This window comes from Herbidospora daliensis, assembly GCF_001570585.1.
GTDB classification, from domain to species: Bacteria; Actinomycetota; Actinomycetes; order Streptosporangiales; family Streptosporangiaceae; genus Herbidospora; species Herbidospora daliensis.
The window spans coordinates 35,353-48,584 of sequence record NZ_BBXF01000003.1 but is presented as its reverse complement, the minus strand read 5'-3'; the positions used below and the strand labels follow the sequence as shown (position 1 = coordinate 48,584).

At 72.5% G+C, this 13,232-nt stretch carries 16 protein-coding genes; 5 read left to right on the top strand and 11 right to left on the bottom strand.

Features of this window, described 5'->3' with window-relative positions; translation table 11 throughout:
* The first annotated feature begins 204 nt into the window (after window positions 1-204).
* The 3 genes from AW274_RS15630 to AW274_RS15620 are packed head-to-tail and all read left to right on the top strand — an operon-like array spanning window position 205 to window position 2,331.
* Window positions 205-780 (top strand): dihydrofolate reductase family protein, encoded by a 576-nt coding sequence (locus tag AW274_RS15630; protein ID WP_062432156.1) that lies wholly within the window; start codon window positions 205-207, stop codon window positions 778-780.
* Window position 781: 1 nt separating this feature from the next.
* On the top strand, window positions 782-1,135 hold the full coding sequence (locus AW274_RS15625) for a YciI family protein (RefSeq protein ID WP_062432153.1): 354 nt from the start codon (window positions 782-784) through the stop codon (window positions 1,133-1,135).
* Window positions 1,132-2,331 carry an RNA polymerase sigma factor gene (locus AW274_RS15620; protein WP_062434496.1) on the top strand — a complete coding sequence of 400 codons (1,200 nt, stop codon included), beginning with the start codon at window positions 1,132-1,134 and terminating at the stop codon, window positions 2,329-2,331. The genes AW274_RS15625 and AW274_RS15620 overlap by 4 nt, the downstream gene beginning before the upstream one ends.
* A gap of 130 nt (window positions 2,332-2,461) precedes the next feature.
* Here AW274_RS15620 and hisF read toward each other — a convergent pair whose 3' ends face one another.
* From hisF to hisD, 9 genes are read right to left on the bottom strand one after another with little or no spacing between them, the layout of a single operon-like run.
* Entirely contained in the window at window positions 2,462-3,232 is a 771-nt protein-coding gene (hisF, locus tag AW274_RS15615; protein WP_062432150.1) for an imidazole glycerol phosphate synthase subunit HisF, read from the bottom strand.
* Window positions 3,229-3,615, bottom strand: coding sequence for a RidA family protein (locus AW274_RS15610; protein WP_062432148.1), 387 nt, complete (start codon window positions 3,613-3,615; stop codon window positions 3,229-3,231). Before AW274_RS15610 ends, hisF begins: the two co-directional genes overlap by 4 nt.
* Window positions 3,612-4,334, bottom strand: a complete 723-nt coding sequence (gene priA, locus AW274_RS15605) for a bifunctional 1-(5-phosphoribosyl)-5-((5-phosphoribosylamino)methylideneamino)imidazole-4-carboxamide isomerase/phosphoribosylanthranilate isomerase PriA (RefSeq protein WP_062432144.1) — start codon at window positions 4,332-4,334, stop codon at window positions 3,612-3,614. Before priA ends, AW274_RS15610 begins: the two co-directional genes overlap by 4 nt.
* Before the next feature lie 4 nt (window positions 4,335-4,338).
* Window positions 4,339-4,674, bottom strand: a complete 336-nt coding sequence (locus AW274_RS15600) for a hypothetical protein (RefSeq protein ID WP_062432141.1) — start codon at window positions 4,672-4,674, stop codon at window positions 4,339-4,341.
* A complete protein-coding gene (gene hisH / locus AW274_RS15595) occupies window positions 4,671-5,309 on the bottom strand; it encodes an imidazole glycerol phosphate synthase subunit HisH (protein ID WP_198169300.1) in 639 nt (212 codons plus the stop codon). Before hisH ends, AW274_RS15600 begins: the two co-directional genes overlap by 4 nt.
* Window positions 5,306-5,458 carry a CG2302 family histidine operon protein gene (locus AW274_RS41295; protein ID WP_169806249.1) on the bottom strand — a complete coding sequence of 51 codons (153 nt, stop codon included), beginning with the start codon at window positions 5,456-5,458 and terminating at the stop codon, window positions 5,306-5,308. Before AW274_RS41295 ends, hisH begins: the two co-directional genes overlap by 4 nt.
* Window positions 5,455-6,045: an imidazoleglycerol-phosphate dehydratase HisB gene (hisB, locus tag AW274_RS15590; RefSeq protein ID WP_062432138.1), complete on the bottom strand. Its 591-nt coding sequence runs from the start codon at window positions 6,043-6,045 to the stop codon at window positions 5,455-5,457. The genes AW274_RS41295 and hisB overlap by 4 nt, the downstream gene beginning before the upstream one ends.
* Window positions 6,042-7,118, bottom strand: a complete 1,077-nt coding sequence (locus AW274_RS15585) for a histidinol-phosphate transaminase (RefSeq protein WP_062432136.1) — start codon at window positions 7,116-7,118, stop codon at window positions 6,042-6,044. Before AW274_RS15585 ends, hisB begins: the two co-directional genes overlap by 4 nt.
* Window positions 7,118-8,422, bottom strand: a complete 1,305-nt coding sequence (gene hisD / locus AW274_RS15580; RefSeq protein WP_062432133.1) for a histidinol dehydrogenase — start codon at window positions 8,420-8,422, stop codon at window positions 7,118-7,120. Before hisD ends, AW274_RS15585 begins: the two co-directional genes overlap by 1 nt.
* A gap of 124 nt (window positions 8,423-8,546) precedes the next feature.
* Between hisD and AW274_RS15575 the strand changes: the two genes are divergently transcribed.
* Entirely contained in the window at window positions 8,547-10,118 is a 1,572-nt protein-coding gene (locus AW274_RS15575; RefSeq protein ID WP_063813380.1) for a dolichyl-phosphate-mannose--protein mannosyltransferase, read from the top strand.
* Here AW274_RS15575 and AW274_RS15570 read toward each other — a convergent pair.
* Both AW274_RS15570 and AW274_RS15565 read right to left on the bottom strand, forming a co-directional pair.
* Window positions 10,091-10,543, bottom strand: coding sequence for a hypothetical protein (locus AW274_RS15570; RefSeq protein ID WP_062432131.1), 453 nt, complete (start codon window positions 10,541-10,543; stop codon window positions 10,091-10,093). The genes AW274_RS15575 and AW274_RS15570 overlap by 28 nt on opposite strands.
* 55 nt (window positions 10,544-10,598) lie before the next feature.
* A complete protein-coding gene (locus AW274_RS15565) occupies window positions 10,599-11,849 on the bottom strand; it encodes a S8 family peptidase (RefSeq protein ID WP_062432129.1) in 1,251 nt (416 codons plus the stop codon).
* A 100-nt stretch (window positions 11,850-11,949) separates the two neighbouring features.
* Between AW274_RS15565 and AW274_RS41290 the strand changes: the two genes are divergently transcribed.
* A partial coding sequence (locus AW274_RS41290) for a tetratricopeptide repeat protein (protein WP_500786071.1) occupies window positions 11,950-13,232 on the top strand: 1,283 nt, incomplete at its 3' end.

Sequence of the window (13,232 nt, the reverse complement as noted above, 5' to 3'; positions counted from 1 at the left end):
TCATCCGCAGGGGACATCTGCGGCTCCCGCTCATGGCTGTCGCGGATTCTGGGCATTGAGGATCGGCGGCCTTCGCGCCTACGTGCCGATGGTGGACAGCTCTTCCTCTGCCCAAAGGTCATGCGATGTGAAATCCCGTCCGGGCGGTGTCGATTCGGGGGGTCGTCGTTCGTGTAGGAGGTGAGACCGAAAGGGGCTGTTGCGATGGGGAAGATCGTGGTCACCGAGAGTGTGACGCTGGACGGGGTGATGCAGGCGCCCGGCCGGGCCGATGAGGACACCCGGGGCGGGTTCCGGCACGGCGGGTGGGCCGCGCCCTATGCCGACCCCGTCATGATGCGTGTCATGGGCGCGGGCATGGCCGCCACCGGCGCCATGCTCTTCGGGCGCCGGACGTTCGAGGACTTCTTCGCCGTCTGGCACGGGCGGGACGACGGCAATGCGTTCACCCCCAAGCTGGACGCGACCCCCAAATACGTCGTATCCAGGACGATGACCCACCCGCCGGCCTGGCCGAACTCGACGGTCCTCACAGAGGAGGCCGTACCGGCACTGAAGAAGGAGGTCGAGCAGGACATCGCCGTGCTCGGCAGCGGGGAGCTCGTCAGGGCGCTGTTCGCGCGGGGGCTCGTCGATCGGCTGGTGCTGGCGGTGCATCCGCTCGTGCTGGGGGCGGGGCGGCGGTTGTTTCCCGACGGCGGGACACCGGGCGCGTTCCGGCTGGTGGAGAGTGTGCCGACCGGCACGGGTGTGGTCATCGCGACGTACGAGGTGGAGTGACGTGAAGAACTATCTGCTCAGCATGTACCAGCCGGAGGGTCCCGCCCCCGGGCCGGAGGTCATGGACGGGATCATGGCCGAGGTCGGCCGCCTGCGCGGGGAGTTGCGGGAGGCCGGCTCGTGGGTGTTCGGCGACGGGCTGCACGACCAGGCCACCGCCACCGTGCTGCGGGCCTCCGGGAACGAGGTCGTGATGACCGACGGGCCGTTCGCGGAGGGCAAGGAGCACATCGGCGGGATCGTGGTCATCCGGGCCGCCGATCTCGACGTCGCGCTCGAATGGGGGCGGCGGTACGCACTGGCGACCACGTTGCCCGTCGAGGTGCGGCCGTTCGCGAGGGAGGACGACGGCTGAGCGGGATCGAGCGGGCCTTCCGGGACGAGTACGGCCGCGCGGTGGCCGTACTCGTCCGGCTGGCCGGGGACGTCGACCTCGCCGAGGAGGCGGTGCAGGAGGCGTTCGCGGTGGCGGCCGAGCGGTGGCCGCGCGACGGGACGCCGCCGAGCCCGGCGGGCTGGCTCATCACGACGGCCCGCAACAAGCTGATCGACCGCAACCGGCGGGAGGCGGGCCGGGCCGGGCGGCAGGCCGAGGCGCTTCTCCTGTACGCGCCCGGCGAAGCCGCCGAGGAGGGGGCCGTGCCCGACGACCGGTTGCGCCTGATCTTCACCTGCTGTCATCCGGCCCTGGGCGAGAGCGCGCGGATCGCGTTGACGTTGCGGCTGCTGGGCGGGCTGACCACCGGGGAGATCGCCCGTGCGTTCCTGGTGAGCGAGGCCACGGTGGCCCAGCGGGTCGTGCGGGCCAAGGCCAAGATCAAGCACGCCGGGATCCCCTATCGGGTGCCCTCCGACGCCGACCTGCCGGGGCGGCTGGGGTCGGTGCTGGCCGTGATCTATCTGATCTTCAACGAGGGCTACCTGAGCGGGTCGGGTGATCCGGTCCGGGACGACCTGTGCGCCGAGGCCATCAGGCTGGGGAGGTTGCTGGCCGGGCTCATGCCCGACGAACCCGAGGTGCTGGGGCTGCTGGCGCTGATGCTGCTGATCCATTCGCGGCGGGCCGCCCGGGTCACGGCCGGGGGGTCGCTCGTGCTGCTGGCCGACCAGGACCGTTCGTTGTGGGACCGGGACCTCATCGCGGAGGGTCAGGAGCTCGTCCGCCGCTGCCTGCGGCGCGACCGGCCGGGGCCCTATCAGATCCAGGCGGCGATCAACGCCGTCCACAGTGACGCCCCGACCGACTGGCGGCAGGTGGTGCGGCTCTACGACCGGCACCTGGCCCTGGCCCCCACCCCGGTGGTGGCCCTCCATCGCGCCGTCGCCGTGGCCGAGGTCGACGGGCCGTCGGCGGCTCTGGGGCTGCTCGACGGCCTGGACCTCGACGGCCACCACCTGTTCCACGCCGTCAGGGCCGACCTGCTGCGCCGCCTGGGCCGGTCCGTTGAGGCCGTCGCCGCGTACGAGAACGCGCTGGCCCGGACGGAGAACCCGGCCGAACGCGAGGTCCTGCGACGGAGGCTGGCCGAACTCCGCTCTCCGGAGACGTGACCGCTCGGTGCCGGTACGACGGCCAGGCATCGCGCATTCCGTACAAGAAATGACGGCTGGTCGAGCGCGCGTTCTGCACGTCCGAAGCCGAGCCGGGCGTCGTTCATGACGCCCGGCTCTTCGACGTGCCCTACCTGACGGCGTGGCCCGACAGGCGCAAGGTGTTCTTCACGTCGCCGATCTTCAGTTCGCCGAAGTGGAACACGCTCGCGGCCAGGACCGCGTCGGCGCCCGCGTCGATCGCCGGGGGAAAGTCCTCGAGCGTCCCTGCCCCGCCCGAGGCGATCACCGGTACCGTCACGGCGGCGCGCACGGCTTTGATCATCTCGATGTCGTAGCCGTCTTTGGTCCCGTCGCCGTCCATCGAGTTCAGCAGGATCTCGCCCACGCCGAGTTCCTGGCCCCGCGCGGCCCATTCGACCGCGTCGATGCCGGTTCCCCTGCGGCCTCCGTGGGTGGTCACCTCGAAGCCCGACGGGGTCGGCGGGCCGTCGACGACGCGGCGGGCGTCGACGGACAGGACGATGCACTGCGAGCCGAACCGCCAGGCCGCCTCGCGGAGGAACTCCGGCCGGGCGATGGCGGCGGTGTTGATGCCGACCTTGTCGGCGCCGGCCCGCAGGAGGCGGTCGACGTCGTCGTTGGTGCGGACTCCCCCGCCGACGGTCAGCGGGATGAAGACCTGTTCGGCGGTCCGCCGGACCACGTCGTACATGGTCGAGCGGTCGGAGCTGGAGGCGGTGATGTCGAGGAAGGTCAGTTCGTCGGCGCCTTCGGCGTCGTAGCGCCTGGCCAGTTCGACCGGGTCGCCCGCGTCGCGCAGGTTCTCGAAGTTGACGCCCTTGACGACCCGGCCCGCGTCGACGTCCAGGCACGGGATCACGCGCACGGCCACGGTCATGACCGGTAGGCCTCCACTTCCACCTCGACCAGCATGCGCGGGTCGATCAGGCCGGCCACGCGCACCGACGTGCAGGCGGGGCGGACCTCGCCGAACAACTCTCCGTGGGCCTCGCCGACGGCGTCGAAGTCGTCCTGGCTGACCACGAACAGCCGGGTGCGGACGACGTCGGCGACCGACGCGCCCGCCTTCTCCAGGGCGTCGAGGGCGACGCCGAAGGCGGTCAGGGTCTGCTGGTAGGCGTCGCCGACGTGCTGGACCTCACCGCCGATGGTGGCGGTGCAGCCGGAGACCAAGACGTGGTTCCCGGCGACGACGGCGCGCGAGTATCCGTAGCGTTCCTCCCAGGGCCCGCCCGAGGAGATGCGGGTGGGTGTCGTCATGCCCTCACCGCCGCGAGCGCCTCTTCGAGCGTGAACGCCTGGGCGTAGAGGGCCTTGCCGACGATGGCGCCCTCGACGCCGAGGCCGACCAGGCCGTTCAGGGCGCGGAGGTCGTCGAGGCTGGAGACGCCGCCGCTGGCGATGACCGGCTTGTCGGTACGCGCGCACACCTCGCGCAGCAGGTCGAGGTTGGGGCCGCGCAGGGTGCCGTCCTTGGTCACGTCGGTGAGGACGTAGCGGGGGCAGCCGTCGGCCTCCAGGCGGTCGAGGACCTCCCAGAGGTCGCCGCCCTCCTGGGTCCAGCCCCGGGCGGCCAGGGTGGTGCCCCGGACGTCGAGGCCGACGGCGATGCGGTCGCCGTACTCGGCGATGATCTTGGAGCACCACGACGGGTTCTCCAGGGCGGCGGTGCCGATGTTGACGCGGCGGCAGCCGGTCGCGAGCGCGGCCTCCAGGGAGGCGTCGTCGCGGATGCCGCCGGACAGCTCGACCTGGACGTCGAGCTTGGCGACGACCTCGGCGAGCAGCTCACGGTTCGAGCCACGGCCGAAGGCGGCGTCGAGGTCCACCAGGTGGATCCATTCGGCGCCGGCGTCCTGCCAGGCGAGGGCGGCGGCGAGCGGGTCGCCGTACGAGGTCTCCGAGCCCGCCTCGCCCTGCACCAGGCGGACCGCCTGGCCGTCGGCCACGTCCACGGCGGGCAGCAACACGAGTGACATCTGTTCAGGACCTCCGGTCGAAGAGAACGGTGACGAGCACCGGGACGATCAGGATGGACAGGCCCAGTACCGCGAGCCGCGCCATCATGTCGAGCGTGAACCAGGCCATGACCTGGACCAGCAGGAACAGGACGAGCATGGCCGCGTTCTGGGCGCGGCGGCGCCGGGCCAGCACTCCGCCCTGCCGGGCCACTCTGACCGGCTTGGGCAGCACGGCCGTGATCCGGCCGCGCAGTTCCCGCCGTCTGGCCGTCTTGGCCTCGCGGCGGGCCCGTTCCTCCGCCAGGCGGGCCTTCTCGGCCTCCCTCTCGGCCCGGCGTCTGGCCCGCTCCTTGCTCATGAGAGGGTGTTCAGCCAGTTCTGGAGCAGGGTCGCTCCGGCGTCGCCGGACTTCTCCGGGTGGAACTGGGTGGCCATGAGCGGGCCGTTCTCCGCGGCGGCGACGAACGACACCCCGTGGGTGGCCCAGGTGACCAGCGGCGCCTTGAACCCCTCGTCGTGGGGGACGAGTTCCCACTCGCGCACGCCGTAGGAGTGCACGAAGTAGAAGCGGGTCTCGGCGTCGAGGCCCGCGAACAGCACCGAGTCGGCGGGCGCGGTGACGGTGTTCCACCCCATGTGGGGCAGCACGGGCGCGTCGAGGCGCTCGACCGTGCCGGGCCACTCGCCGCAGCCTTCGGTGTGGACGCCGTGCTCGACGCCCTTCTCGAACAGGATCTGCATGCCGACGCAGATCCCGAGCACCGGACGGCCGCCCGCGAGCCGGCGGGCGACGATCTGCTCGCCGCGCACGGACCGCAGCCCGGTCATGCAGGCCGCGAAGGCCCCCACGCCGGGCACCACGAGGCCGTCGCAGTTCAGCGCCTCGTCGAAGTCGGCGGTCACCGTCACCTCGGCGCCGACGCGCGCCAGGGCGCGTTCGGCGGAGCGCAGGTTGCCCGAGCCGTAGTCGAGGACGACGACGTTCTTCTTCACTGCCACCACATCACTCCCGCCGTCAGGGCCAGCGCGGACAGCGCGCCCGTCACCACCGCGGCCAGCTTCAGCTTCTGCTTGGCGAAGGAGACCACCCCGCCGATCAGGAAGAGGCCGATGAAGATCATGGCGCTGGAGGAGAAGTTCACAACACGCCCTTGGTGCTGGGCACCCCGGTCGCCCGCGGGTCGAGCTCGGTGGCCGCGCGCAGCGCCCGCGCCAGGGCCTTGAACTGCGCCTCGACGATGTGGTGGGCGTTGCGGCCGTAGGGCACGCGCACGTGCAGGCAGATCGAGGCCGAGGCGACGATCGACTCCAGGATGTGCCGCGTCATCGTGGTGTCGTAGTCGGGCCCGATCATCGGGGCCATGTTCTCGGGCTCGCTGTGCACCAGGTAGGGCCGGCCCGAGAGGTCGACGGTGACCTCGGCGAGCGACTCGTCGAGCGGGCAGGAGGCGTTGCCGAACCGCCGGATGCCGGACTTGTCGCCCAGGGCCTGCTTGAGCGCGGCGCCGAGCGCGATCGCGGTGTCCTCGATCGTGTGATGGGCGTCGATGTGCAGGTCGCCCTCGGTCTTGACGGTCAGGTCGAACAGGCCGTGCTTGCCGAGCTGGTTGAGCATGTGGTCGAAGAACCCGACGCCGGTCGCGATCTCGACCTCGCCGGTGCCGTCGAGGTCGATCTCGACCAGGACGGACGTCTCCTTCGTCGTGCGTTCGATGCGCCCGACCCTCATGAGAGGACCCCTTCCAGGGCGGCCCGGAAGGCCGCCATCTCTTCACTCGTGCCGATCGATACGCGCAGCCACCCGGCGGGCCCGGTCTCGCGGATCAGGACCCCGCGGTCGAGTACGCCCTCCCACACCGCGTGACGATCCGGAAACTTACCGAATAGCACGAAATTGGCGTCGGAGTCAGCCACGGACAGGCCACGTTGCCGTAGCCAGGTCACGGTCGCGTCGCGCTCTTGGCGCAGGGCGTCGACCGTGCCGAGCAGTTCGCCCCGGTACGCCAGCGCGACCCGGGCCGCGGCCTGGGTCAGCGTCGACAGGTGGTAGGGCAGCCGCACCAGCAGCAGCGCGTCGATCACCGCCGGGTCGGCGGCCAGGTAGCCCACCCGCGCCCCGGCCATCGCGAACGCCTTCGACATGGTCCGCGTGACGATCAGGCGCGGGTGGCCGGGCAGCAGCGACAGCGCCGACGGGGTGCCGGTCCGGGCGAACTCGAAGTAGGCCTCGTCGACGACCACCATGCCGGGGGCGGCCTCCAGCACCCGCTCGATCACCGGGAGCGGCAGGGCGGTGCCGGTCGGGTTGTTGGGCGAGGTCAGGAAGACGACGTCGGGCCGGTGCTCCTCGATGAGGGCGACCGCGCGCCCGGGGTCGAGCGAGAAGTCCTCTTCCCGGCCGCCCTCGATCCAGCGGGTGCTGGTGCCGGCGGCGATGATCGGGTGCATGGAGTAGGACGGCTCGAAGCCGATCGCCGAGCGGCCGGGGCCGCCGAACGCCTGGAGGGTCTGCTGCAGGATCTCGTTGGACCCGTTGGCCGCCCAGAGCTGGCCTGCGGTCAGGCCGTGGCCGAGGTAGTCGGCCAGGTCCTTGCGCAGCTCGACCGCGTCGCGGTCGGGGTAGCGGTTGAGGCTCGCGGCCCCCTGCCGGACCGCCCTGGCCAGGTCGTCGAGCAGCGCCTCTGACGGCGGGTAGGGGTTCTCGTTGGTGTTGAGCTGCACCGCCACGTTGAGCTGGGGCGCACCGTAGGGGTGCTTGCCGCGCAGGTCGTCGCGGATGGGCAGGTCGTCGAGTGTGGTCATCAGCCGGGAATCTCCCAATCGAACCGGGCGCGGATCGCGGCGCCGTGGCCGGGCAGGTCTTCGGCGTCGGCCAGCGCGCACACCAGCGGCGCGGCCTCGGCGAGCGCCTCGCGGCTGTAGTCGACGACGTGCACGCCCTTGAGGAACGTCTGCACCGACAGGCCCGAGGAGTGACAGGCGCAGCCGCCCGTGGGCAGCACGTGGTTCGACCCGGCCATGTAGTCGCCGAGCGAGACGGGCGCGTGGGCGCCCACGAAGATCGCGCCGGCGTTCCTGATCCTGGACGCCACCTCGGCGGCCTGCCGGGTCTGGATCTCCAGGTGCTCGGCGGCGTAGGCGTCGACGACCTTGATGCCGTCGTCGATCGAGGAGACCAGCACGATGCCCGACTGCCTGCCGGCCAGCGCCTCGGTGATGCGCTCGGTGTGCTTGGTGCGGGCGACCTGGGCCTTGAGCTCGATCTCGACGGCGTCGGCCAGCTCGGTCGAGTCGGTGACCAGCACGGCGGCGGCCAGGGTGTCGTGCTCGGCCTGCGAGATCAGGTCGGCGGCGACGTGGACGGGGTCGGCGGAGGCGTCGGCGAGGATCGCGATCTCGGTCGGACCGGCCTCGGAGTCGATGCCGATGCGGCCCTTGAGCAGCCGTTTGGCCGCCGCGACCCAGATGTTGCCCGGCCCGGTGACCATCGAGGCGGCGGGGCAGTCCTCGGTGCCGTACGCGAACATCGCGACGGCCTGGGCCCCGCCCACGGCGTAGACCTCGTCGACCCCGAGCAGCACGCAGGCCGCCAGGATCGTCGGGTGGGGCAGCCCGTCGGGCGCCTGGGGCGGTGAGGCCACCGCCATCGAGGGCACCCCGGCCTCCTGAGCGGGCACCACGTTCATGATCACACTGGACGGGTAGACGGCCAGGCCGCCGGGCGCGTAGAGGCCGACGCGGTCGACCGGGATCCAGCGCTCGGTGACGGTGCCGCCCGGGACGACCGTCGTGGTGACGTCGGTCCGGCGCTGGTCGCGGTGGACCAGGCGGGTGCGGCGGATGGCCTCTTCGAGGGCGGCGCGGACCTTCGGGTCGAGCGTCTCCAGGGCCCGGTGCAGGGCCTCGGAGGGGACGCGGGCCGTGGGGAGGTCGAAGCCGTCGAACCGATGGGTCAGCTCCCGAACGCCCTCCGCGCCATGATGGCGCACCTTCTCGCAGATGGGCCGCACCTTCTCGAGGGCGGTCTCCACGTCGAGCTCGGCGCGGGGCAGCACGTCGCGCAGGTTCCCCGGCAGGGGCCCGCGCAGGTCGATACGGGAAATCACCCGAACAGTCTACGGACGGCCGGTCCGGAATCCCGCGATGTCCATCATGCGGACATTCGGGGCACCCCTCGCAATTGTAGTAGGTGGAGCGATCCCATCCTTTGCCATAAATAGGATGAGGCGGGTGACCACGATCTCCCCTCCCCTCCCGGTCCCGGCGCGCGACCGCCTCGTGCCGCCGCAGCCCGGCAGCGTGCTGTGGGGGTGGCTGGCGCCGCTGATCGTCACGGTGTTCGGCGGGATCCTGCGGTTCATGAACCTCGGCAAACCGCACGAGGTGATGTTCGACGAGACCTACTACGCCAAAGAGGCGCTGTCGCTGCTGCGCTTCGGCGTCGAGACGAAAAGCATCGAGAAGCCCGATCCGGCCCTGCTGGCGGGCGGCGACGGGGTGTTCCGGACCTGCGCGCGGGTCGCCGAGTGCGGCGACTACGTGGTCCACCCGCCCCTCGGCAAGTGGATGATCGCCTTCGGCGAGTGGACGTGGGGCGTCAACCCGTTCGGCTGGCGGTTCATGGCCGCCGTCGTCGGGACGTTGTCGATCCTGATCCTGGCCCGCACCGCCCGGCGGATGACCCGCTCGACGCTGCTGGGCTGCCTCGCCGGGTTCCTGCTGGCCGTCGACGGCATGCACCTGGTCATGTCGCGGGCCGCGCTGCTCGACGTCTTCCTGTCGTTCTGGCTGGTGGCGGCGTTCGCCTGCCTGGTCACCGACCGCGACCACATGCGGGCCAGACTGGCCGAGTGGCACGCGCGGGCGATCCCCGGCGACTTCGGGCCCCACCTGGGGTGGCGGCCGTGGCGGCTGCTGGCCGGGCTGGCGCTGGGGGCGGCGACGGCGACCAAGTGGACGGGCGCGTTCTTCCTCGTCGGGTTCCTGGTGCTGACCCTGTTCTGGGACGCCGGGGCGCGGCGCTCGATCGGGCTGCGCCGGCCCTATCGCGGGTCGTGGAAGCGGGACCTGCCGCTCGCCGTGGCCTGGATGTGGGTCGTGCCGGTCGTGGTCTATGTGGTGTCGTACACGGGATGGTTCGTCAGCGAGCGCGGGTGGGGGCGCAACTGGGATCAGGCCACCGACCACGGGTGGGCGTTCTTCCTGTTCGACTCGATCAGGTCGCTGGTGTCCTACCAGCTCCAGGCGCTGTCGTTCCACACCGGGCTGGCCTCGGGGCACAGCTACGCGACCGAGCCGTGGCAGTGGCCGCTGCAGTTCCGGCCGGTGCTGCTGCACTACAGCTCGCCGCAGGGCTGCGGGGCCGACTCGTGCTCGTCGGCGATCTACGCGGCGGGCACCCCGATCCTGTGGTTCGCGGGGCTGGCGGCGATGGTCGCGATGTTGTCGTGGTACACCGCGACGCGCGACTGGCGGGCCGGGGCGGTGCTGCTCGGCTACGCCACCGGCTGGATCCCGTGGTTCTACTACGCCATCGTCGACGACCGGACGATGTACCAGTTCTACGCGCTGCCGATGGTGCCGTTCATGATCCTGGCGCTGACCCTGGTGGCCGGTCTGGCGCTCGGGAAACGCGAGGCGAGCCCGGCCCGCCGGTCGCGGGGCGCGGTGGCCGTCGGCGTGTTCGGGCTGCTGGTGCTGGCCAACTTCGCCTGGCTGCAGCCGATCCTCACCGGCGACACGCTCCCCTACGAGGGCTGGCGGGCCCGGCTGCTCTACTCGTCGTGGGTGCCGCCCCAGTAGATCGGGGTGGTCACCACGTTCACCCCGCCGCCCCGGAAGTGGAGCCGGAACCGGCCCGCCGGGATCGGCGAGATCCGGAAACCGCCCACTTCGTCGACGGGCAGCCCCGGGCCCGGCCCCGCGCCGGTGACGACGCGGACCTCGCCTTCGGCCGGCGGGTCGAGCTGGCCCAGCAGGGCGTCGCCGCTGACGCCGAGCTCGATCACCAGGCCCGACGCGGTCTGGAACGCCAGGTCGCGCAGCGCGGCCACCTCGTCGGCGCGGACCAGCGGCCCGGCCCCGCCGAGCGAGCTGAGCTCGGCCAGCTCGGCGTCGACCAGCCGCCAGGTGTAGATCGCCTGCCCCATCTCGACCAGCCCGGGAGGCACCGGGTCGGCGGCCCGCAGCGCGGCCGCCAGCTCCTCCATGAGGGCGTCGTCACGCATGGCTCTCTCCTCCCTCGTGTCCGGGCGGGCCGCAGGCGGGCGGCCCGTCTGGACACTACAGGGTGAGCTCGGCGAGCACCTCGTCGCCGGATTCGGCCACGATGAGGTCGGCCGCCGCGCGGACCGAGATGTGCTGCGCGGTCGCGCGGGCGGCGATCTCGCCGACCACGGCGGCGCAGGCGAAGGAGGTGCCGCTCCAGGTGGCGTACCCGCTGAACTGCATCTTGTCCTGTACGACCTCCTCACCGGTCAGCAGCCGCTCGACCAGGTCGACCTCGCCGGTGAGGTAGGTGCTGGTCACCGCCACGCCGTCGGCCAGCACGTTGATCCACGGGACCTTCGGGCTGAACTCGGCGTCGCGGGCGCCCACGGCGATCACGTCGGCGCAGGCGGCCGGCCAGACCGGGGTGACCTCGGTGATGCCCGCGGCGCGCCGCCGCTGGGTGGGCCGGCCGTGGTTGCCGGCCGCCGCGACCAGCACGATCGTGGGCGAGAGCCGCTGCACGGCCCGCTCCAGCACGGTCGGCGGCCGGTTGTCGTGGGTGGTGCAGCCGAACGACAGGTTGAGCACCTTCACGTCGGTCCGCAGGAAGCCGACCATGGCCTTGGCCACCGACCACGACGAGACCTCGACGCCCCTGTTGTCGAGGATCGACCGCATGACCAGGACCGCGTCCGGGGCGTGCTTGAGGATCACGCCCGCGACGAAGGTGGCGTGCCCGACCGGCGAGGGGTGCGGCGCGCCGCCGGTGTAGATGTCCGTGGCCGAGGCCAGGAAGCGGCCCTCCAGGTCGGGGTGGGGGACGACCTTGGAGTCGAGGATGCCGACGTGCGGCCCGACGCCGGGGGCGGTCAGCCGGGACACCTCGGCGTGCACGGCCGGGGCGAGCTCGTCGGGCCGTCCGCCGCCGGTGTAGGGCGAACCCTGGACGCCGTCGAGCAGCCGGTTCTTGGCCATCGGGGGCGACCAGCCGGCGTACTTCTCCTCGAAGTCGGTGCGGAGGGCGTACAGGAGCAGATCGAGGGCCGGAATCGGCTCGGCGGGGTCGTACGCCCCCACGCGCGACCGGCGCACGCCGTCGAGGAAGCCCGCCATGAGGGCCTGCTCGATGGCGGCCAGCTCGGGCAGATCGCAGAGGGTGAGGCCCAGCTCTGGGCTGGTGTCGAGCTCCCGCCAGGTGTGGCCGGTCAGGTCGGTGAGGCGGTTGGAGATCAGGGTCTGATATCGCCGGTCGACGACCAGCTGGTCGACCTTCCAGGCCTCGGTGTCGCTTCGGTAGACGCCGCCCGGGTCGGTGAAAGGCATGGGGAACTCCCTCGCGTGATTCGCCACTTCCGATTGATGAGCGGGCACTCACCCGTTTGATACATCCCGCGCGGAAATCAGGAGTGGAAAACTGCGACGGGTGACGACGACCCAGGATCCGGCGCGGGCCGCGCTCATGCTCGCCGAGGCCGATCCGGGGCGGGCGGTGATCGTCGCGGCCGAGGTGGCGGCGCGCGCCCGCGAACGGCGCGACCTGGCCGCCCAGTCGCGGGCCGAGCGGGCGCTGGGCATCGCGGCCGTCCACCTCGACGACCTGGCGACCGCCGCCCGGCACCTGCGGGCGGCGATCCGCACGGCGGGCCGGGCCGGGTCGCCCGAGCTGGCCGCCGAGGCGCGGATCCGGATGGCGTTCGTGACCAGCATGCGGGGCCGTCCCCGGCAGGCGCTGGCCGACCTCGAAGCGCTGCTGCCCGGCCTGCACGGCGGGCTGCGGGCGCGGGCCGAGGCCCAGCGGGCCGCGATCTTCAACCATCTCGGGCGGCACGCCGACGCGCTGGCCGCCTACCGCCAGGCCCTGCCGGTGCTGCGGCGGGCGCACGACCACGTGTGGCTCCAGCGGGTGTTGTCGAACCGGGGCATCGTGCACGGCTACCGCCACGAGTTCGCCGCCGCCGAGGCCGACTTCCACGAGGCCGAGACCCTGTGCGCCGATCTCGGGCTCGACCTGTCGCTCGCCGTGGTGCGGCTGAACCTGGGCTGGGTGCGGGGGGTGCGCGGCGACGTGCCGGGCGCGCTGCGCTACCTCGACCTGGCCGAGAGCCGCTTCCGCGACCTGGGCACCCACCAGCTGGGCTGGCTGCTCAGCGACCGCTCCGAGCTGCTGTTGTCGGTCGGGCTGACCGCCGAGGCCCGCGCCGCCGCCGAGGAGGCGGTCGCCGAACTGCGCCGCCGCCGCCGGGCGATCGTGCTGCCTGAGGTACGTCTGCTGCTCGCCCGCGCCGCCACCCTGGAGGGCGACCACGAGCACGCGGTCGAGGCGGCCCGGCGGGCGGCCCGCGAGTTCGGCGCCCAGCAGCGCCCCGAGTGGCGCGCGCTGGCCACGTTCGCGGTGCTGCGTTCCCGCCTGGCGGCGGGGCGTCCGGGGGTCTCGGCGGCCCGGTTCGCCGCCATCGCCGACGAACTGGCCCTGGCGGGCTGGACGGCGGCGTCGGTGGAGGCCCGGCTGCTGGGCGCCCGCCTGATCCTCGACGCGGCCCCGGGCCCCGACGCCCGCTCGCGCGCGCTCGACCTGCTCACCACGGCGGCGCGGTTCCGCCAGCGCGGCCCGGCGCTGTCGCGGGTGCGGGGCTGGCACGCCGAGGCGCTGCGGCGGCTGGCCGCCGGCGACCCGGGCGGGGCGGCGGCCGCGGTGCGGCGGGGGGT